19 protein-coding genes and 1 tRNA gene are annotated in these 19,794 nt (G+C 32.4%); 15 read left to right on the plus strand and 5 right to left on the minus strand.

Translation table 11 applies throughout. From position 1 onward, the window contains the following. Positions 1-62 precede the first annotated feature (62 nt). The 4 genes from BMX53_RS08400 to BMX53_RS08415 all read left to right on the plus strand — a co-directional run bounded on the left by BMX53_RS08400 (position 63) and on the right by BMX53_RS08415 (position 5,022). Complete coding sequence (locus BMX53_RS08400; RefSeq protein ID WP_074745697.1) at positions 63-446, plus strand: rhodanese-like domain-containing protein; 384 nt, start codon at positions 63-65, stop codon at positions 444-446. Between the two features lie 161 nt (positions 447-607). After that, on the plus strand, positions 608-886 hold the full coding sequence (locus tag BMX53_RS08405) for a DUF4834 family protein (protein ID WP_074745699.1): 279 nt from the start codon (positions 608-610) through the stop codon (positions 884-886). Between the two features lie 135 nt (positions 887-1,021). Further along, on the plus strand, positions 1,022-3,466 hold the full coding sequence (locus tag BMX53_RS08410) for a YfhO family protein (RefSeq protein ID WP_074745701.1): 2,445 nt from the start codon (positions 1,022-1,024) through the stop codon (positions 3,464-3,466). Positions 3,467-3,726: 260 nt separating this feature from the next. Next, positions 3,727-5,022, plus strand: a complete 1,296-nt coding sequence (locus tag BMX53_RS08415; RefSeq protein WP_074745703.1) for a glycosyltransferase family 4 protein — start codon at positions 3,727-3,729, stop codon at positions 5,020-5,022. Between the two features lie 124 nt (positions 5,023-5,146). Here the strand turns inward: BMX53_RS08415 and uvrA are convergent, their stop codons facing one another. Next, positions 5,147-7,963 (minus strand): excinuclease ABC subunit UvrA, encoded by a 2,817-nt coding sequence (uvrA, locus tag BMX53_RS08420; protein WP_074745705.1) that lies wholly within the window; start codon positions 7,961-7,963, stop codon positions 5,147-5,149. Positions 7,964-8,490: 527 nt separating this feature from the next. On the opposite strand from uvrA, the gene BMX53_RS08425 reads away from it, so the two are divergent. Beyond that, positions 8,491-9,078, plus strand: coding sequence for an RNA polymerase sigma factor (locus BMX53_RS08425; protein ID WP_038986538.1), 588 nt, complete (start codon positions 8,491-8,493; stop codon positions 9,076-9,078). An 836-nt stretch (positions 9,079-9,914) separates the two neighbouring features. Here the strand turns inward: BMX53_RS08425 and BMX53_RS08430 are convergent. After that, positions 9,915-10,577 carry an endonuclease III domain-containing protein gene (locus tag BMX53_RS08430; RefSeq protein WP_074745707.1) on the minus strand — a complete coding sequence of 221 codons (663 nt, stop codon included), beginning with the start codon at positions 10,575-10,577 and terminating at the stop codon, positions 9,915-9,917. A 223-nt stretch (positions 10,578-10,800) separates the two neighbouring features. Between BMX53_RS08430 and BMX53_RS08435 the strand changes: the two genes are divergently transcribed. Both BMX53_RS08435 and BMX53_RS08440 read left to right on the plus strand, forming a co-directional pair. Then, positions 10,801-12,201, plus strand: a complete 1,401-nt coding sequence (locus BMX53_RS08435) for a serine hydrolase domain-containing protein (protein WP_074745709.1) — start codon at positions 10,801-10,803, stop codon at positions 12,199-12,201. Positions 12,202-12,391: 190 nt separating this feature from the next. Next, a tRNA-Ser gene (locus BMX53_RS08440) sits at positions 12,392-12,476 on the plus strand. Positions 12,477-12,590: 114 nt separating this feature from the next. On the opposite strand, the gene BMX53_RS08445 is transcribed toward BMX53_RS08440, so the two are convergent. From BMX53_RS08445 to BMX53_RS19390, 3 genes are all read right to left on the minus strand, one after another. Then, positions 12,591-13,562, minus strand: coding sequence for an ISAon1 family transposase (locus BMX53_RS08445; RefSeq protein ID WP_074745711.1), 972 nt, complete (start codon positions 13,560-13,562; stop codon positions 12,591-12,593). 1 nt (position 13,563) lies between these two features. Then, positions 13,564-13,917 carry an ISAon1 family transposase N-terminal region protein gene (locus tag BMX53_RS08450; RefSeq protein ID WP_074745713.1) on the minus strand — a complete coding sequence of 118 codons (354 nt, stop codon included), beginning with the start codon at positions 13,915-13,917 and terminating at the stop codon, positions 13,564-13,566. Between the two features lie 126 nt (positions 13,918-14,043). Further along, on the minus strand, positions 14,044-14,169 hold the full coding sequence (locus BMX53_RS19390) for a hypothetical protein (protein WP_394333463.1): 126 nt from the start codon (positions 14,167-14,169) through the stop codon (positions 14,044-14,046). 148 nt (positions 14,170-14,317) lie between these two features. Here BMX53_RS19390 and BMX53_RS08460 point away from each other — a divergent pair, with 148 nt between their 5' ends. The 8 genes from BMX53_RS08460 (at position 14,318) to BMX53_RS08495 (ending at position 19,727) form a co-directional block, all read left to right on the plus strand. Continuing rightward, positions 14,318-14,872, plus strand: coding sequence for a hypothetical protein (locus BMX53_RS08460; RefSeq protein WP_074745716.1), 555 nt, complete (start codon positions 14,318-14,320; stop codon positions 14,870-14,872). Between the two features lie 133 nt (positions 14,873-15,005). After that, a complete protein-coding gene (locus BMX53_RS08465) occupies positions 15,006-15,437 on the plus strand; it encodes a hypothetical protein (RefSeq protein WP_074745718.1) in 432 nt (143 codons plus the stop codon). Positions 15,438-15,714: 277 nt separating this feature from the next. Continuing rightward, positions 15,715-16,221, plus strand: a complete 507-nt coding sequence (locus BMX53_RS08470; protein ID WP_074745721.1) for a hypothetical protein — start codon at positions 15,715-15,717, stop codon at positions 16,219-16,221. A gap of 442 nt (positions 16,222-16,663) precedes the next feature. After that, positions 16,664-17,503, plus strand: coding sequence for a class I SAM-dependent methyltransferase (locus tag BMX53_RS08475; RefSeq protein WP_074745837.1), 840 nt, complete (start codon positions 16,664-16,666; stop codon positions 17,501-17,503). Continuing rightward, a complete protein-coding gene (locus tag BMX53_RS08480) occupies positions 17,493-17,708 on the plus strand; it encodes a hypothetical protein (protein WP_074745723.1) in 216 nt (71 codons plus the stop codon). Before BMX53_RS08475 ends, BMX53_RS08480 begins: the two co-directional genes overlap by 11 nt. 287 nt (positions 17,709-17,995) lie before the next feature. Then, positions 17,996-18,484, plus strand: coding sequence for a hypothetical protein (locus tag BMX53_RS08485; RefSeq protein ID WP_074745725.1), 489 nt, complete (start codon positions 17,996-17,998; stop codon positions 18,482-18,484). Between the two features lie 19 nt (positions 18,485-18,503). Next, entirely contained in the window at positions 18,504-18,902 is a 399-nt protein-coding gene (locus BMX53_RS08490) for a GNAT family N-acetyltransferase (protein ID WP_083394398.1), read from the plus strand. A 396-nt stretch (positions 18,903-19,298) separates the two neighbouring features. Further along, positions 19,299-19,727: a GNAT family N-acetyltransferase gene (locus BMX53_RS08495; RefSeq protein WP_074745729.1), complete on the plus strand. Its 429-nt coding sequence runs from the start codon at positions 19,299-19,301 to the stop codon at positions 19,725-19,727. Positions 19,728-19,794 lie beyond the last annotated feature (67 nt).

Here is a 19,794-nt window from a genome sequence, read left to right on the forward strand (position 1 = left end):
AGTGCCAGAAATTCGCATACTATGATATTTGTCATTTTTGTTAAACTATTAAAAATACTTATATGAAAAATCTTAACGTTTTAACTTTAGTACTTATTGCATTGCTAACTTTCTCTTTCACAGCATATAGTCAAGAGAAGGCTGCTCATTTACTGAATAATACATCATTTCAAAAAGAAATTGAAAAAACTGAAGTTCAGCTTGTTGATGTTAGAACGCCTAAAGAATATGCAGAGGGAACGATAGAGTACGCTAAGAATATAGACTTCTTAAACGAGAACTTTTTAGAGCAAACTAAGACTTTGTCAAAAGATAAACCAGTCTATATTTTCTGTAAATCTGGAAAGAGAAGTGAGAAAGCTAGAAATACTTTATTAGAGAATGGATTTAAACAGGTTTATGAGTTAGATGGTGGATATACTAAATGGGTAGAGGTTAAGAAGTAGAGATGTTCTATAACTAAATGGCTTAGTGGATGTTTTATCTGCATAATGAAAATAAATCAAGTAAGTAAAGAAGATCTTATTATTAGATTTATCAATAATTTAAGATTTATGTTTGCCAAATAGTGTTTATTATTTCTATTTTTGGTAAAAAGAAGGAAATTATGGGATTTATTAAAACACTTATTATTATTGTTCTGATATATTATGCATTCAAGATTGCAATGCGTTATCTGTTTCCAGTATTAATTATGAAAGCTGCGAAAAAGGCAGAACAGAATTTTCAACAGAGAGCTCAACAACAGTATAATCAATATAACGGAAACCAGGACAATAACCAGTCTCAGACTTATGCAGACACAAGTACTTCAAGTAATAAAGTACCTAGATCTACAAAAGTCGTAGGTGAGTATGTTGACTTTGAAGAAATCGACACAAAATAATATTAAAGAATAACATCAAGCCCTCAGGAGCAACTGCTCTTGAGGGCTTTTTTTTAGTTGTAATAAAACTATTTAGGCTTCTCTTTAAAGCCTACCGAAAATTACTTATTTTAGCATACTTAAATAGTAGTATAAATGTCATCAGAAACAACGAATACGTTTAAAAAGATTTACCCACATTTATTAGTGGTTTTAGGTTTTATAATAGTTGCTCTATTATATTTTTCGCCAGTATTGTCTAACAAGGTGATTTACCAATCCGATATTGTGCAATATACTGGAATGGCGAAAGAACAAATAGACTTTAGAGCAAAGACAGGTGATGAACCTTATTGGACTAACAGCGCTTTTGGAGGGATGCCTACCTATCAGTTAGGAGCTAAGTATCCTCACAACTATGTGAAAGCATTAGATAGTGCTATCCGTTTCTTACCTAGACCAGCTGATTACTTATTCGTTTACTTCGTAGGATTCTATATATTATTAGCTTCTTTAGGAATGAAACCGTTGAGATCATTCATTGGAGCATTAGCTTTTGGATTCTCTACCTATTTGATCATTATCTTAGGAGTAGGACATAATGCTAAAGCACATGCTATCGCTTATATGCCAATGGTATTAGCAGGTGTATTATTAGTATTTAGAAAGCATTATATCAAAGGAGGATTGCTTACTTTATTTGCAGCAGCATTAGAAATTAATGCTAACCACTTCCAAATGACGTATTATTTACTTCTACTATTAATTATCGTAGGAGTATACTATATGGCTGTTTATATCAAACAGAAAGACTTTAAGGCTATAGGAACTTCTGTCGCAGTACTTTTAGGCGCTGCAGTATTAAGTATAGGTGCTAATGCAACTAACCTAATGGCTACTTCAGAATACACTAAATTCAGTACTAGAAGTAATAGTGAACTTACTTACCAACCTGATGGTTCTGCTAAAGTATCATCTAATGCGATGAGTTATGACTATATTACAGAGTATAGCTACGGAATCTTTGAGAGTTTAAATCTTATTTCTCCACGTCTAACAGGAGGAGCTAATACAGAAAAACTAGGAGCTGATTCAGAAGTATATAAGTTCTTTAAAACAGTAGGAGCTGATGATAGACAGGCTACAGAAATGGTAGCTAATACTCCAACTTATTGGGGAGATCAACCTATTGTGGCTGCACCTGCTTATATCGGTGCTGTAGTATTTTTCTTATTTGTATTAGGAATATTTGCAGAGAAGAGAAGTATAAAGTATCTATTTATTGCAGGAGCATTATTCTCTTTAATGCTTTCTTGGGGTAAGAACTTTCCAGTATTGACAGACTTCTTTATTAATTATATCCCAATGTATAATAAGTTCAGAGCAGTATCATCTATTCAAGTAATCCTTGAGTTATGTATGCCTGCTTTAGCGATTATGGGACTATATGCTTATAGCAAATTAGAAAAAGAAGAACAATTAGCTAGCTTGAAGAAAACGGGTATTGTCGCTGGATCTATAATAGTATTGTTATTCTTAGTAAAAGGAACTTTAAGCTTTACAGGTTTACACGATGATTACTATAGAAGTTCTTATGGAGATCTAGGACCAGGTTTTATCCGTGCTTTAATAGAAGATAGAAAGTCTATTTATACAGCTGATTTAATCAGAAGTTTTGTATTAATGGCAGCTTCTGCAGCTGTGTTATTCTTCTGTACAAAAGGAAAAATTAAGACTCAAATAGCAGTAGCTATTATAGGTGTATTAATGGTAGGAGATTTAGTTTTAGTAGATAGAAACTATGTGAATGATTCTAATTTTGTATTAGCTTCTCAAATGAATAAACCGTTCCAAGAAACACCAGCTGATAAAATGATTCTTAATGATACAGAGCATTTTAGAGTGTATGAGTTAAATGGAGGGTTTAATAGTGCAAGAGCATCATTTTTCCACAATTCACTAGGAGGATACCATGCTGCTAAGCCTCGTAGAATGCAAGAATTAGCGGATTACCAACTAGGTCAAAACTCTAATATGGAAATACTAAATATGCTTAACGTAAAGTATATTATCCAGAAAGATGAAGAAGGACGTGATATTCCATTAGTAAATGACAATGTAAACGGAAATGCTTGGTTTGTATCAACTGTACAGAAAGTACAAGATGCAGATGGAGAAATGAAAGCATTGACAGGATTAAAAACTAAGAAACAAGCAGTATTTAATACTACGATGTTTAAAGATATAGCAGTGAAAGATTCTTATGCAGTAGATTCACTAGCGACTATTGAGCTAAAAAGTTATGCACCTAATAAGATCGTTTACGAATCTAACAACAGCGCAGATGGATTAGCAGTATTCTCTGAAGTATACTATCCACATGGATGGACAGCTAAAGTGGATAATGTAGAAGTACCTATCTTCTCAGTGGATTATGTATTAAGAGCTGTTGAACTTCCAAAAGGAAAACACACAGTAGAGTTCACATTTGAACCTGAGGTGATTTCTAAAGGAAGTATGATTGCATTGATCTCTAGTATTATCATTATATTGATTACAGCAGCGGGAGTTTATCTTTCTGTGAAGAAGAGGGAGGAGTAATAGTTAACAGGGAATTGGGAACAGAATTTGCCTTCGGCATGATAAACACACAGTACGTCAATGTAGAGACGCAATACTTTGCGTCTACCACAAAGGAAGGAAGAATAATGGTTTACGGTTCACAGTTTTTGCCTTCGGCATCTGTAGGGGTGAATTGAAATTCGCCTACGCAAAAGAAACACAATATAGATTGTAGGGGCGTAATACTTTACGCCCATCACAAAAACAGAGAATAACAACATAAAAAAGCTTAATGCAGAATGAGTATGTCTAAGAAAAAAGTTTTAATCATCAGTTACTATTGGCCACCAGCAGGAGGACCAGGAGTACAACGTTGGCTAAAGTTCGTGAAATACTTGCCAAGTTTTGATATAGAACCCATTGTTTATATACCAGAGAATCCTACTTATCCATTGGTAGATGCTACTAATACAGAGGAAGTAGACCCTAGTATAACTATATTAAAGCAACCTATTAATGAGCCATATAGCAAGGCGAAGTTAGTCAGTGGTAAGAATACAGATACCTTAAGTGCAGGGATTATTCCAGCTAAGAAGAAACAGACCTTTATAGAGAAGATGTTGCTTTGGGTAAGAGGGAATTTCTTTATTCCAGATGCACGAGTGAGTTGGGTAAAACCTTCAGTAGAATACTTAACGGAGTATTTAAAGCGAAATAAGGATGTAGAAACCATTATTACGACTGGACCTCCACATAGTATGCATTTGATAGGAATGGAGCTTAAAAAGCAGTTAAACATCCAATGGATAGCTGATTTTAGGGATCCGTGGACAACAATAGGGTATCACAAAGAATTAAAGCTAAACGAATCTAGTGCTGCAAAGCATTTAGAGTTAGAGAAAGAGGTTTTAAACCAAGCTGACCAGATTATTGTAACGAGTAAGACGACTAAACAGGAGTTTCAAGAAAAGACTTCTAAGCCAATTACTGTGATTACGAATGGGTATGATATCACTAATTTGGGTAAAGTGCCTTTAGATGAGAAGTTTACTCTAGCCCATATAGGTTCGTTCTTATCAGAACGCAATCCTCGTATCTTGTGGAAAGCGATAGCTGAATTGAGAAAGGAGAACAAGGCTTTTAAAGAAGCTTTTCAGCTCAAATTGGTAGGGAAGGTGAGTAGTGAGGTATTAGATACAATCAAGGAGTTTAAACTTGAGGATTGTGTTGTTAATCACGGTTATGTAGATAATGTAGAAGCTCTTAGGCAGATGCGCGCTTCGCAGGTATTGTTGCTTATAGAGATTGATTCAGATGACACGAGAGCGATTATACCAGGCAAACTGTTTGAATATATGGCTTCTGAACGTCCTATCTTAGGAATAGGACCTGAAGACTCAGACTTCTTTGATATCGTTAGAGAGACCAATACTGGAAAGTTAGTCTTGTATAGTGAGAAAGATAAACTGATGGATATCTTATTAGAATACTTCGAGTTATATCAACAAGGTCAACTAAAAGTGCATGCTATGGGACTTCAATACTTTAGTCGCAAACGCTTGACAGAGAAGTTAGCGAAGGTGATTTCTAATTAAGAATGAACAATGAGGAATGTGTACTAGATATTCTTCTTTCTGTCCTATCTAATGAAAAACAAAATTACAATAAAAATAAAGGGCTGTATCATCATTTGATACAGCCCTTTTTATATTAACTATACTATTTCTTTAGTTTCTCTTTTAAGTAATGACCTGTCAAGGAAGCCTTGTTTTTAGTAACTTCTTCAGGAGTACCGAAGGCTACTAATTGTCCTCCATTCTCACCACCTTCAGGACCTATGTCTATGATGTAATCTGCACATTTGATCAAGTCTAAGTTGTGCTCAATAACGATGATAGAGTGTCCTTTCTCAATTAAAGCTTCAAATGATTTAAGTAGTTTCTGGATGTCATGGAAGTGTAGCCCAGTAGTCGGTTCATCGAATACAAATAACACTTTATCTCTAGTAGTACCAGCTAGTAGGAATGATGCAAGTTTGATACGTTGTGCTTCTCCACCTGATAGCGTAGAAGAAGACTGACCTAACTGTACATAACCTAAACCAACATCGTGTAGAGGTTGTAACTTCTGAGCAATCTTTGTCTGTTTATGTGTGTCAAAGAAAGTTAACGCATCGTCTATCGTCATTGTCAGTAAGTCGTCTATATTCTTACCTTCAAAGTTTACTTCTAGTATTTCCTTTTTAAATCGCTTACCATGACAAGTCTCACATTCTAAGTGAACGTCAGCCATAAACTGCATCTCTACAGTTACTGTACCTTCTCCTTTACACGTCTCACATCTACCGCCATCCACGTTAAATGAGAAGTGTTTAGGTTGATATCCTCTTAGTTTTGATAATTGTTGTTTAGAGTATAAATCTCTAATGTCGTCATAAGCCTTGATATAAGTCACAGGGTTAGAACGAGAGCTTCTCCCGATAGGGTTTTGATCTACATATTCTACTGATTTTATACCTCCAAATTCTCCTTTCATTTCAGTGAACTGCCCAGGTTTATCACTTAACCCAGTTAATTTCTTTTGAAGAGCAGGGAATAATATTTTCTTCACTAACGTACTCTTACCACTACCAGAAACCCCAGTAATAACAGTCAAGCAATCTAGTGGAAACGTAACGTCTATGTTCTTAAGGTTGTTTTCTCTAGCTCCAATTATCTCAATGAAATGTTTAAATGATCTTCTCGATTTAGGAACAGCTATTTCTAATGCTCCACTAAGGTATTTACCTGTTAGAGAATCTGATTTTAGGATAGCGTCATAGTCTCCTTGAGCTACTAATTCACCTCCATAGCTACCTGCCTCAGGACCGATATCTATAATCTGATCAGCAGACTTCATAATATCCTCATCGTGTTCTACTACGATAACTGTATTACCTAATTGTTTTAGGTTGTTTAATACATCGATAAGCTTTTCTGTATCTTTTGGGTGAAGACCAATACTTGGTTCGTCTAAGATATACATAGATCCTACTAAGCTACTTCCTAATGAAGTTGCCAAGTTAATACGTTGAGACTCTCCTCCAGATAAAGTAGCAGAGTTTCTATTTAGAGTTAGGTAGTCAAGACCTACATTACTTAAGAAACCAAGTCTATTGTTGATTTCGATTAATAGACGTTGAGCTACTTTCGATTCGTATTCATTTAATACTAACTCTTTAAAGAAAGTGATTAAATGTTTGATAGGAAGGTCTACTAGTTCACTTACAGTTCTACCGCCTATTTTTACATAGCTAGCTTCTTTTCTAAGTCTTTTTCCTTTACAAGTAGGGCATTTCGTTTTACCTCTATAACGAGATAAAAGAACACGGTTTTGTATTTTATAGTTTTTCTCCTCTAATTCTTTAAAGAAGTCATTTAATCCAGTGAAAGACGCATTTCCGTCCCATACTAATGCTTTTTGTTCGTCTGTTAGCTCGAAGTAAGGCTTATGGATAGGGAAGTCAAATTTGTAAGCATTGTTTACAAGTTGATCTCTATACCATCCCATCGATTCTCCTCTCCATGGAAATACAGCGTTTTCGTATATAGAAAGTCCTGTATTAGGAATAACTAACTCTTCATCAATACCAATAATATTACCGTATCCATCACATGAAGGACAAGCACCATAAGGATTGTTAAAGCTGAATAAGTGTACGTTTGGTTCTAAGAAAGTCTCACCATCTAGAGCGAAGTTGTTACTAAACTCTTTGCGTTTTTTGTCTTTTAAGTCTTCTATATAACAGTAGCCTTTTCCTTCAAAGAAGGCAGTCTCAACTGAGTCTCCTAAGCGGTTATAGAAATCTTCGTCTTCACTTACTACGATACGATCAACTACTAAGTATACATTAGCAGCATCTACTTGATTTACTGTATCCTCACTGTTATCACTAATGTATTGATCTAAACGAAGTGTTTCTCCATTGACCAACACCCTAGCATATCCTTGTTGTAATAAGATGTTTAAGTACTCATAAAGCTCTCTATCTTCACCTAAGTCAATAGGAGAAAGAAGTAATAGCTTTGCGCCAATAGGAAGACTCTTAATGTAGTCTAATACATCAGTTACAGTGTCTTTCTTTACTTCTTCACCAGAGATAGGAGAGATAGTCTTTCCGATACGAGCATATAATAGTTTGATATAATCATATATCTCAGTAGAAGTACCGACAGTAGAACGCGCATTACTAGTGTTTACTTTTTGTTCAATAGCAATAGCAGGAGCAATTCCCTTGATATATTCTACTTTAGGTTTATTGATACGACCTAAGAATTGTCGAGCATAAGAAGATAAACTCTCTACATATCGTCTCTGTCCTTCTGCGTATAAAGTATCAAAAGCTAAGCTGGACTTACCAGAACCTGATAAACCTGTTATAACCACAAGATTATTACGTGGTATAACTACATCTATATCTTTAAGATTGTGCAGTTGTGCACCTTTGATTATTATATTCTTTTTTGGGTCTATATTGGATAAATCTCTTTTTTTCATAAAGCCTATAAAGGTTGAACACACAAAGATAAGGCTTTCTTTAGATTCTCTAAAGTTGATTAACTCATAATATTGACTAAAACATCATTATGCTATAATATTTAGCATTGGTGTTTATTAAAACTTTAGGACTATCATCAAATCTAGTATACTATACTTCTTGGGGAACAAGAAAAGCTAATTATAACAAGTGTTTGCTTAGTATAGAGGGATGATAGGTGTATTTATAGAAAGAAGTAGGGAAGTAGGAAAAGTAATTTTATTGTGTTTTTCACAGTTAGTTATTCTATATATTGTGATTAATTCATTAGGATAAAATTAAGACTTGTGATTTTTGTTATAAATCGTATAATCAACCTTAAATGTTATATATTGACAAAGTAACCTCTTTAAAAAACTTTTATTTTTTATTTATTTTAACAAATATAATTTTATATATTTGTCTCGTTAAACTATAAAAAATCAAAGCCTATAATACAAAATTACTTTATAAAAATCTATTTACAGTTTTAAAAAAGAAATTTGGTATGGTATATTTAAATATGCCTGATGCTACTCTTGTTAATTATTATATTGCAGGAGGAGAAGAGGCGCTTGAGGTTTTGATCAAAAGACATCAGTCTAAGATTTATGGTTTTATCTTTTCTAAAGTTTCAGATGCTGAACTAGCAAATGATATATTCCAAGACACATTTATTAAAGTAATTAATACCCTTAAATCGGGAAGATATAACGAAGAAGGTAAGTTCTTACCTTGGGTGATTCGCATTGCACATAACTTGGTAATGGATCACTACAGAAAAGAAAAAAGAGTTCAGTTTCAGTATGATTCTGACGAATTGCCTATTTTTTCATTCATTAAGGATGATTCGAATACAATAGAAGGAGATCTTATACAAGGGCAAATTGAGGCAGACTTACATTTGCTATTAAAAGAATTACCTGAAGATCAGAGACAAGTAATCACGATGCGTATGTATCAGGATTTGAGTTTCAAGGAGATAGCAGAACAAACTGATGTTAGTATCAATACTGCACTTGGTAGAATGCGTTATGCGTTACTTAATTTAAGAAAATTAATTGACGAAAAAAATATTATTTTGACAGAGATATAATATTTACTCTTTTGTGTCGTTATTATTGTAACAAATAGCAAAACGCCACATATGAAGAAAAATTACTTAACAAAACAGCCAAGTTTTACTTTACCTAAAGAAGAAACCATTAAATTCCTATTGAGCTATTCAAAAGGGTTAAGCTTAGTTGGGCTTAACGGCTTAATAAATAATCTATCGCTTTACTCGAAAGAGAACTAAGAAGAGAGGCTTATGCCTCTCTTTTTTAATTTTCAATGAACAATGAGGAATTCCTGCGGCACTATATTGTGTCTTATATGTCAATGTAGAGACGCAATAGGCCATCATTCATAATATCCACTGGATATTCTTCTTACTGCCTCGTTTACCATAAATATTAATGCATTCTTTTTAGCATCATAGATATTGATTGTGTTATTATGTCGTATGGATATATACTATATAGATTTTATTAATCATCAAATCCTTTAATCTTAATTCAGACAAATATACGGAGAGTAATCACTCTGACATAGGAAGGGTCACACACGAAGCTCTATACAGTGATTTCTTCACAATAACGAGTATAACTCTTCCCATTAATAAACATCACAGAATATTTGAATCTTTAAATCTGTGGTTGTTTATTTTTGTTAAAATCTGATTGTGTTTTTTGAGAAAGTTTAGAAATAAACTTTTGTAATAGGTAGAAAGTACCACTTTTGAATAGTGTAAGAATAAATTGGGGGAGTGAGTTGATTAAGAGTGAATTACAATTAAAATGTACGTAAAATAATTAAGTATTCAGAAATGAGATAGAAGAAGTTTAAAAACTGATTCTAGAAAATATAATAAAGCAAAAAGGCTTGAAGAGATTACTTCAAGCCTTTCTTTTTATAGTATTCGTTGATAACGGTTTTTCTACCGATAACACTAGTGATAATATCTACTTCTAGATTCCATCCACGAGCAGGAGAGTACTGTCTACCGTACCATACTAGCTGAAGGTGAAGTAAATTCCATTTGTCTTCAGGGAATAATCGTTTTGCATCCCTTTCTGTTTGTTCTACACTCTTGCCGTTAGAGAAGTTCCAGCGATACATCAATCTATGGATATGTGTATCTACAGGAAAGGCTGGTACTCCGAATGCTTGAGACATTACCACACTAGCAGTCTTATGACCTACAGCAGGTAATTCTTCTAATGCCGCCATATCTTGAGGTACTTCACCATTATGCTTATCTATTAAGATTTGAGACAGCCCATAGATACCTTTAGACTTCATAGGAGATAAACCACATGGTCTGATAATGTCCTGGATTTCCTCAACTGATAATTTGACCATATCATAAGGATTATCAGCTTTAGCAAATAGTAGAGGAGTGATTTTGTTCACTCGTTCATCCGTACATTGTGCTGATAATAATACAGCTATCAGTAAGGTATAAGGGTCTTTATGATCTAAAGGAATAGGCACTTCAGGATATAAAGCATCTAGAGTTTCCATTGCAAATTTTACCTTTTCGCTCTTCGTCATTGTATATCATTTTTATAAAAGCGAATATAGCCAAAAAAAGTTGTTGGCATTCTGTATTGCGATAGAGAATCTTGATATAGGTATAACGGTTTGAATGCAATAATCTTGAGTGTGTAAAAGGTGTGAAAAATAGAGTGAAAGTGTTATTTTTCTTTTAATCTTGTTAAAGAGTGGTTATAATCGAAGAAATACTAATATATTTATCCTTGTAAAACAATTTAAAATGAAGAGATTAAGTATTTCCATAGTGGCGTTTTTATTGATGACTATTGGTTCTTTTGCACAAGAGAAGGAGTATAAGCCTCTGATCGATGTGTTCGTAAAAGATTATAATACTAATGATTACGATGATATCTATAAACATTTTTCTCCTTCTTTAAAAGAGGAGTTGCCTAGTGCTAAGGCAAAATCATTCTTTGTGGAGATGAAAGAGAAACTGGGGAATATTAAGAGTATGGAGTTTTATGGATTAGATGATAACCGTTTAGCGCTATTTAAGACTGAGTTTGAAAATAATGAAGTAGCCTTACTTAATTTGGCTATGAATGATACAGGAGAGGTGATTGGTTTTAGAATCTTGGATATGCCTACTCCTAAGGATGACTCATTTAAAAAAATGAGTATTGAGGAGATTATAGTGACTGAGACTCTTAATCTACCTGAAAAAGGTCAATATGCTATCGCATTAATCGACAATGATAAAGTAACTTATCACGGATTTAAAAATAACGGTAAAGATGTTAGGGTAGAAGACAATGCTGATAAGCAGTTTTCTGTGGCTAATTTAATGACTGTATTTACCTCTACTGTATTAGCACAGGCAGCGACTGATAAGAAGATAGAAATGACCTCTAATGTGAATAAATATTACGACTTTAATTTTAATAAGAACTTAAAGTTGCCTTTTATCGCATTGGCAAATCACTCTTCGTTTGTACCTATGTTACCAGAAACATCATCTAAGTCAACTATGTCAGAAGATGATTTCTTAACTAAGTTTACTTCTACTCAGCTAGAGGAGTACCTAGCAAATGATTTGACTATAGATAGTGCAAATTCAGAGAGAAGACAGAGTTTTTCGTTCTTAGGGTACGCTATTTTAGGAAACACTTTAAGTAAAGTATATAACACACCTTTTGATAAATTAATACAGGAGAATGTGTTTAATAAGTATAAAATGACTAACTCTTCTGTGTCTATTCCTAAGAAGAAAAAGAATATGGTAAAGGGAATTAGTTTAAACCACAAGGATGTTTATCCTATTCAAGTAGGAGCTTTATTACCATCGAGTGGAGGAATATCTACGGCAGAGGATATGGCAAAGTTCATACAGGCTGAATTTAATGAAAAGGATGCGGTGTTACAGTTAACTCAAAAACCTACACTGATCGTTTCTCCTAACTACTGGGTGAGCTTAGGATGGAAGATAGGCTATCCTTTTGAATCAGGAGAGCCTCTGTACTTTACTAGAGGTATTGATTCAGGATATTCTAATTATGTAGCATTTAATCCAGTTGCAAAAAAAGGTATCGTGATTCTATCAAATAGCTCTTCTGAGGCGGCTTTAAACGCTCTAGATGCATTGAGTTATAAATTAGTAGTCAAAGTATTTGAAGATAAATAATAAAAGCTCCTAGATGGGAGCTTTTATGTTTTTAAGGGTATTGTGTTGATTAATAATAGAGTAGTGGAGAAGAAGGTACATCCATAGATTTAGTAGGACAAAAAAGTTTGATTATTTTCACTCTAAAGTTTGGAGATATGAATATTTGTGCTACATTTGCACTCGCAATACGGAAGTAAAGCAGACCACTGGAGAAATGGCAGAGTGGTCGATTGCGGCAGTCTTGAAAACTGTTGACTGTAACAGGTCCGGGGGTTCGAATCCCTCTTTCTCCGCGAAATTATAAGAAGCTACCAATTAGGTAGCTTTTTTTGTATATATAAGTTATTGTTATTCAGTACTCTATATCTAAAGTAGAGTATTTTAGGATCAGGTTCAAAAGTTGGGGACTACGCAAAAAGTTTAGTTAATCTGAACAGAAAAAAGGACTTATCTCTTACACCTCTATACATCATTCTAAAGTACTTAATTTTAGCATTAAAGGACTCCGCAGAGGCATTGGTACTTCTGTCATTGAAGTAGTTTAATATATCTGCATAATGTAACATAAATGTTTTAGTTACCGTATTAAATTGTTTAATGTTCGTATTTTCTACTTGATTGAACCAATAGGCAAGTTTGGTCATAGCGACTTCCTTTGGAATAAGTTGATTGTATATTGCTCTTAACTTGTTTGTTAAGCCATATGCTTGTTCAATTTCGGGATATAATTCAAATAATAGTTTAGCTCTATCTTGTTGGTCTATTGTCCAGTTATTAGGGCTTTTATATAGTAAATGTCTAGATCGAGCTAATAATTGTTTTTTTGTATCTCCATTGGATAAGGTATCAGGAGTATAGGTTTCATTTGTACCCTTAGCCTGGATAATAGCATTATTTTCATTATCCATTTCAATCCAACGATGTTTAATTCTAATATTCTGAAGTGCTTCGCTAGCAAGTTTTTGCACGTGGAAACGATCGATAACTTGTATAGCGTTCGTGAAGCATTTTTTTGCTATCTGTTTCATAGAACCAGCCATATCAAGGGTTATTTCTTTTACTTTTTTTCTAAGGGATTGGGGGATTTTTAATAGATGTTCTACAACTGTTTCAGATTTTGTTCCTTTTACAACAGCAACAATGGTGTTTTTCTTGCCTTTTCCAGCTTTAGAGGTAATGATGGTATATAATTCTCCTTTAGACAAACAGACTTCGTCTATGGATAGTTTTTCTTTAATATTCTGTGGGTATAATAACCAATCTTTGGCGTGCTCTCGTTGATTCCAAGTCTTAAACTCGCTGGTTTTATTTTTGTATTGACGTTGGAATTTCTTCCCGTCAACTCCAAATAATTCACCTATAGCTTTACAACTAAGTATTTTAGTATCGGCTAATTTTTTTTAAGAACTCCGAAAACTCTTTAGTCATTCGGGTTCCTTCAGCAATCACATTCCAATCTCTAGCGATTATTTCTCCTGTTTGTTTATCTGTCCAGCGACGACGTTGAACATGCAGTTTTACTGATTTCCCACGTAATGGAAAATCTTCGATGGTAGTCATAGGATAAAATCCTTTGGAAACTAATTGTGTATCTGGAAGTTGATGACCATAATCGTTTTTTTCTTCGAAGTAAATATCTAAACGACTATTTAATTCTTCAACTTTTGTAATATTGAAATGCTCTACCAAGTACTCAGGTAGGATTAGTTTTAGTATTTCTTTGCTATCCATCATGGTGCAAATATATTATTTTACAACTTCCTCCCCAACTTTTGCGCTTGACCCGTTCTACTCTCAGAACAACGTTTGAACATAAAAAGGGATCAGTGACCAAAGTTGGGGACTAGAAAAAAAGTTTAGTTAATCTAAAAAGAAAAACTTCTTATCTATAACCCCTCTATACATCATCATACGGAAGTATTTAATTTTTGAATTAAACGATTCAACAGAAGTATTCGTACTTCTATTATTAAAGTAATTAATGATTTCGTTATAGTGTACGTTAAAAGAAGAAGGGGGAGGAAGCTACACAAATTGGTGTAAAAGTAACAGGGAAAACAGTAGAAGTGTTACTGTAATTAGTTTAGGCAGGGGGTGTGGATGAAATAAAAAAACAAACAAAAGCTAATAAATAATGAAACAAGAATTAAATAAAGAATTTTATAAAACGATTGGATTTGCAGTGTCTATATTTGTATTGACATTTTTCTTTCTTAAAGAATATGTTTTCCAATCTTCTTCAATTTTAGGAAGTCTTTTTTCTAGTATTATAGGTGTACTTTTAACTTTTGGTCTAACATGGTTCTTAAAAAATAGAAGCCTCTTTCAAAAGATAATTGTTCTTCTGATTTATGTTATTTTTATTGCGGTTTTTACTTACTCAAAAAAAAACAATTCAATAACGGATGCTCCTGTTAGTAAAACAAATATAAATTCTGTCTGTGGTAACTGGATTGTAAAGGAAAATGATTTAATTCTTAAATTGGATATTAATAGTGAGGAAATGAGGATGAACTTTTATCCAAATAATAAGCAATTGGTTTTTGAGTATGAAATAAAAGGTCAAGTAATTGATTTTTTTAATGATGAGGATGTGTCTAACTTTCAGTGGGAAATTTTAAAGCTGACAAATGATTCATTAGTTGTACTTGAAAAAAAACAGATTTTAAAATTTAAAAAGGAAAAATAAGGGTAAATTAGAATCAATCCTAAAAGTTGTGTTTAAGCATAAAGTTTAGCTAATCTTTATAGGGAAAAATCAATGTTGTACGTCACTTTATCGAACAAACCCGTAAACAAACAAATACTATACTACAAACTCTATGTTGACAAAAGAAGAATTGCAAAAAATCATTGATCAATTTGATGAAGAAGAACTGAAAAAACTGGCGATTTTCGGAATTTATCAATATGGTGGTGGCTCAGATGAAAGTTTTGTTAGGGCGAACAAAGAAGGTCTTGAATTATTTGCACTTCAACTTTTAAAATCAGCAAAAGATACTGAAGCTATACTTTTAGATGAAGAGAAAAGTATTATTACATTTAACTATGATGAAGATTGGGTTGATGAAAATAGTGACACATTTGTTCAGTATGTAGAACCAATTGTAGACAAACAACAGTTGAAGTCTATGAGTGAGTACAAATCAACATTTGCAGACAAGTTAATTCCTTACGGTTGTGGACTTGTGTTAATCATTTTAGTGCTCAGTGTTGTTGTAGGATTTGTAACAATTTTAGATTGGTTATTCTGACAAACTTAAATTATGTAATACAAATTATTAATTGCGTTTAGTTTTTTGTTGGCGAAGAAATGCGAACGCACAACATCAGTAACTGTTATACAACGTCTTTTTTGAGGTAAAAGCTAAGAGATATGATTTCGTTTTTATTTCGATAGACTCAATAACTGATTTAATATGAGTTTTCCTTTTTGATGTTAACTTGCAATAGCAACTAACTAGGTATCTTGTTTACAAAAAAATAATTATTTTAGCTTATCGATTTTAGTTTCAATTTTAGAACAAACTTATGTTATTAAAGGAAAAAGCTGAGTATATAATCAAATGGGTAATAATTTTTATTGTATCTGGTTCAATGATAGTCTACGGAATTGCAAAACCGATTCAATTTACGGACTTTACAAATTCATCTAGTTTAACTGTTTCAGAGGGACATAAAGTTATGTGGACTTTTTACTCATATTCTTTGACCTATCCGATAATAATTGGAGTTTTTGAGATATTGGGAGGCATATCAATATTATTCGATAAAAGTCGTGTTTTCGGTTGCATATTATTGACAATAATACTTTCAAATATAATTATCCAAGACTTAGTCTATGAAATTTCAGCAGTAAAGTCTGCTATATTTTATCAAATTTTAGTATTAATTCTTTTTTTATTTGAGAAAGAAAAATTAAAAAGAATTTTTTCGTCGCTATTTAGCTCTACAAAACACTCAAGGAATATATTACTATTAATTTTTGCTTTAGTTATAGCTCTTTTTATAAAGTATTTAGAAACGAAAATAAGATAAAACTGTAGTTAACTCCCAAAACGTTCAATTCCTAGATTCTTAAAAAGGAATTATATTTATATGTAATGGGGTATTATTTTTCAATTCGATTTATGTCCTTAGAAAAAGAGTTATCTTTAATTTAGAGAGTAGTTTATTGATACTAAACTCAAAAGGATGAAACTTTGCACAATTTTAAAAGGTATAATTTGGGAAAATTAATTAAGATTTTCTATTTTTGTAATCTGTTATACTATATCTAACATATTATCTGCGTCTTAACCCCAAAAAGACGAACTCGAAGAAGAGTAATTAATGCATGAAATTGTTTAATTTCAATGCACAGATAATTGTATCCATTTATTTTATTAAATCATAAACGAACAATTGATTATCAAATCGATTGGCTTGTCATTTTGCAATGTATTCAACATTTAAAAATGATGATAATACAAGGACTCTAATGAATAGTAAACAGTTAATAAGTAGAGATATAGAAATATTCTACGATAAAGCATCTGAAGAAACTCGACTTGATAAAGGAATGGGCGTATTTGAATTTGAAAGAATCAAATCACTTATAGAAAAATACATCTTTACTTCATCTTTAACAATAATTGATGTTGGCGGCGGTACGGGAAAGTATTCGGAATGGTTGGCAAAGAAAGGACATAAAGTTCATTTGGTAGAGCCTGTTTCGAAACATATAAAAATAGCCGAAAACAGAGCCAATAAATTAAAAAACAAATTTTCTGTACACATGGGGGAATCTCGAAAGTTGGAGTTCCCAAATAATTATGCAGATCTTATCATACTTCACGGTCCTCTTTATCATCTTCAAGAGAAAGAAGACAGATATTCAGCTATTTGTGAAGCTAAACGGGTTTTGAAGAATAACGGAATTATATTAGGTTTTGCCATTAATTATACCGCATCAACTTTGGTAGGCCTCTTAAATGGTTTAATTCATAAAAAATCATTTTTTGAAATGTGTAAAGAAGAACTAATAACAGGTAAACATAGTCCACCCAATGATTTTCCTTGGCTTTTAGCTGAGGCATATTATCATAAACCCGAACAGTTTAAGGATGAATTTATAAATCAAGGGTTAACTTATCTAAACACTTATGCGGTTGAGGGTATTGCATGGTTGGACAAAGATTTTTTTGCCAATATGCTGGACAGTAAAAAACAAAAAATATTAATAGAGCTTATCCAAATTACTGAAAATGATAGCTATCTTCTGCCGTTTAGTCCGCATATGATGATAGCTGTACAAAAAAGATACAATTATGAAAAATAAAGAGAAATATTACAGAGCTCTAATAGAAAATAACGGTCAACTAAATGAAATTGATCTTGGAACAAGTGTAGGTCTTAGCGAAGAGGAAACGACCATAATAATTTCACAGCTTCTATCCGAATATAAAATTGAAAATATAGATAATAGAGTTTGTAAGTACAGTCCTATGAAAAGAGTGAAAAAAAAAACAATAGTAAGTAGGTAGGAAGGATCTTATCAAAAAGATGGATGAGTAAGACGAAAATTAATAAACAGGGGGCTGTAAAGCCCCCTGTTCTTATATCAATATAATAATAACTTGTCTTTATAAAATGAATTACTAGTCTAAATTTAACCTGCAATTAGTAACTAAGTTAGTATAGTAAATACACTATTAAAAAGGGATTATACTTAAAAGCTATGAGATATTGTTTTTCTTTGTTTACCTATTTATAATAAGATAGTATCTTACTTTATAAAAACTAATTATATTAGTATCAAATTAAACGAAAGATGAATTATAATTGGGACAATATTAATTGGATTTTTAAACCTGATGGTTCATTAAGGGATATTTATATTCAGGAAACATCGTTGACTGATTGGGAAAAAGTAATAGATATATTGAACTCTGAATATAATGTAAGTTATTTCTCTGAAAATAAAATTAATAAAAAGGAAGTATTTGAATATTTACAAGACGAAACTGGAGAAATAGAATGTAAAGCTGTTTCAATAAACATTAATAATGTATATATAAACTGTCACTTTTTTTCAATTGAGCAAATTGAGTTTGACATTGATCCAAGAGAAGTAAATTCTGTATTAGAAGTTGATACTATTTTGTCATTTATGACAACATTAAGTTCAAAGTTGAAAAAGGAAATAATTTTGACAGAAGAAAGTGACGAAAACTTTCCACTTATTAAAATCAATGTAGACGAGAAGATTTTTACAATAGTAACAGAAAAAGAAGCTAACGATTATTATTCTGAAATGTAATCTCAAATTTTAAAAAGTAATGAATCACAACATCATTTATACAGTTAATACTTCTTTGGACATAAATGCTTTAAATAGGTTTATGGAGAAAGTATGGAAAGACCATATTTGGGTAGATTATAATCAGGTATTATCTAGAAGCCTAAGCTATGTTACTGCGCATTGTGGTAATGAGATCATAGGTTTTATTAATATAGCATGGGACGGAAATAAACATGCTTTTCTTCTCGATACCTCTGTACACCCAAATTTTCGTAATAGTGGTATTGGCAAAGAATTGGTGATTAAAGCTATATCTGAGTGTAAAGCTAATTCTATTGAATGGATTCATGTAGATTACGAAGAAAAATATGAAAAATTCTATAGACAATGCGGTTTTGTACAAAGGACTTCAGCTTCGTTATTGCATTTAGTATGATGGTTGTGAATAATTAGATATAACAGAAAAAAGGTAGAATTACTCTGGAGGGTATTCTACCTTTTTTTGTTTAAATGGATGATAATATCTTTGATAAGCAATGTAATATAATGTTGCTATTCTTAATGTTAATTACTCCTTTAAAAGATCTTTAATCTGTAGATTTTCAAAAGAGCTTTTTACTTTGTCAATTAAAACATAAACACCCAATTTTACACCCAAAAAAGTAGAGATAGTTTTTTTTTATGGAGTTTATTTAGGTACATTAGCTCAAGATTTTACGAAATTACATAGTGTTTTGCTTCGTAAAAAAAACAATGTTGTAGGCAATTTCGAGAGAATAACAACTCGACTAATGATACAGATTGTTTAAAGAATTTTTTGAAAAAATAAGTAATGGATATTGAGTTAACCTGTACCCCAAAAAAAGAAGACTTAAAAGCTATTAGTGAGGGGATTAAAAGCTATAATCAAAATTATCTTCAAGATAATGTAGTATTTGAAAATGATTTAAGATTTGCAGTTTTTGCAAAAGATGAAAAAGGAAAAGTTATAGGAGGTATCAGAGCTTGTGCCTTTTGGAATTACTGTATCATTGAACTCCTATGGCTTTCTGAAAAAACTCGAGGATTAGGAATCGGTGGAAAGCTAATGAAAGCCGCTGAAGAATTCGCTTTAGATAAGGGATTTAGTTATATGAGAACCGAAACATTAAGCTTTCAAGCTCGCCCATTTTATGAAAAACTTGGATACAAAGTTTATGGTGAATTGTCTGATTATCCAAAAGGCCATACTACTTACTGTTTAGTAAAGGAACTTAAATAGTTAGGTTAACGATAGAAACTGCTCACAACAAACATATTGGCGTCAGGCGGGGCAAAGTGCTTCGTTT

The organism is Myroides marinus, from assembly GCF_900109075.1.
Classification (GTDB): Bacteria; Bacteroidota; Bacteroidia; order Flavobacteriales; family Flavobacteriaceae; genus Flavobacterium; species Flavobacterium marinum_A.

Coding starts and splice junctions, on each gene's coding strand:
- BMX53_RS08430 (WP_074745707.1), bottom strand. CDS start 10,577: ATGACGAAGAGCGAAAAGGTAAAATTTGCAATGGAAACTCTAGATGCT.
- BMX53_RS08490 (WP_083394398.1), top strand. CDS start 18,504: ATGAATCACAACATCATTTATACAGTTAATACTTCTTTGGACATAAAT.
- BMX53_RS08470 (WP_074745721.1), top strand. CDS start 15,715: ATGTTATTAAAGGAAAAAGCTGAGTATATAATCAAATGGGTAATAATT.
- BMX53_RS08495 (WP_074745729.1), top strand. CDS start 19,299: ATGGATATTGAGTTAACCTGTACCCCAAAAAAAGAAGACTTAAAAGCT.
- BMX53_RS08475 (WP_074745837.1), top strand. CDS start 16,664: ATGAATAGTAAACAGTTAATAAGTAGAGATATAGAAATATTCTACGAT.
- uvrA (WP_074745705.1), bottom strand. CDS start 7,963: ATGAAAAAAAGAGATTTATCCAATATAGACCCAAAAAAGAATATAATA.
- BMX53_RS08485 (WP_074745725.1), top strand. CDS start 17,996: ATGAATTATAATTGGGACAATATTAATTGGATTTTTAAACCTGATGGT.
- BMX53_RS08415 (WP_074745703.1), top strand. CDS start 3,727: ATGAGTATGTCTAAGAAAAAAGTTTTAATCATCAGTTACTATTGGCCA.
- BMX53_RS08435 (WP_074745709.1), top strand. CDS start 10,801: ATGAAGAGATTAAGTATTTCCATAGTGGCGTTTTTATTGATGACTATT.
- BMX53_RS08460 (WP_074745716.1), top strand. CDS start 14,318: ATGAAACAAGAATTAAATAAAGAATTTTATAAAACGATTGGATTTGCA.
- BMX53_RS08480 (WP_074745723.1), top strand. CDS start 17,493: ATGAAAAATAAAGAGAAATATTACAGAGCTCTAATAGAAAATAACGGT.
- BMX53_RS08410 (WP_074745701.1), top strand. CDS start 1,022: ATGTCATCAGAAACAACGAATACGTTTAAAAAGATTTACCCACATTTA.
- BMX53_RS08400 (WP_074745697.1), top strand. CDS start 63: ATGAAAAATCTTAACGTTTTAACTTTAGTACTTATTGCATTGCTAACT.
- BMX53_RS08425 (WP_038986538.1), top strand. CDS start 8,491: ATGGTATATTTAAATATGCCTGATGCTACTCTTGTTAATTATTATATT.
- BMX53_RS08465 (WP_074745718.1), top strand. CDS start 15,006: ATGTTGACAAAAGAAGAATTGCAAAAAATCATTGATCAATTTGATGAA.
- BMX53_RS08450 (WP_074745713.1), bottom strand. CDS start 13,917: ATGATGGATAGCAAAGAAATACTAAAACTAATCCTACCTGAGTACTTG.
- BMX53_RS08405 (WP_074745699.1), top strand. CDS start 608: ATGGGATTTATTAAAACACTTATTATTATTGTTCTGATATATTATGCA.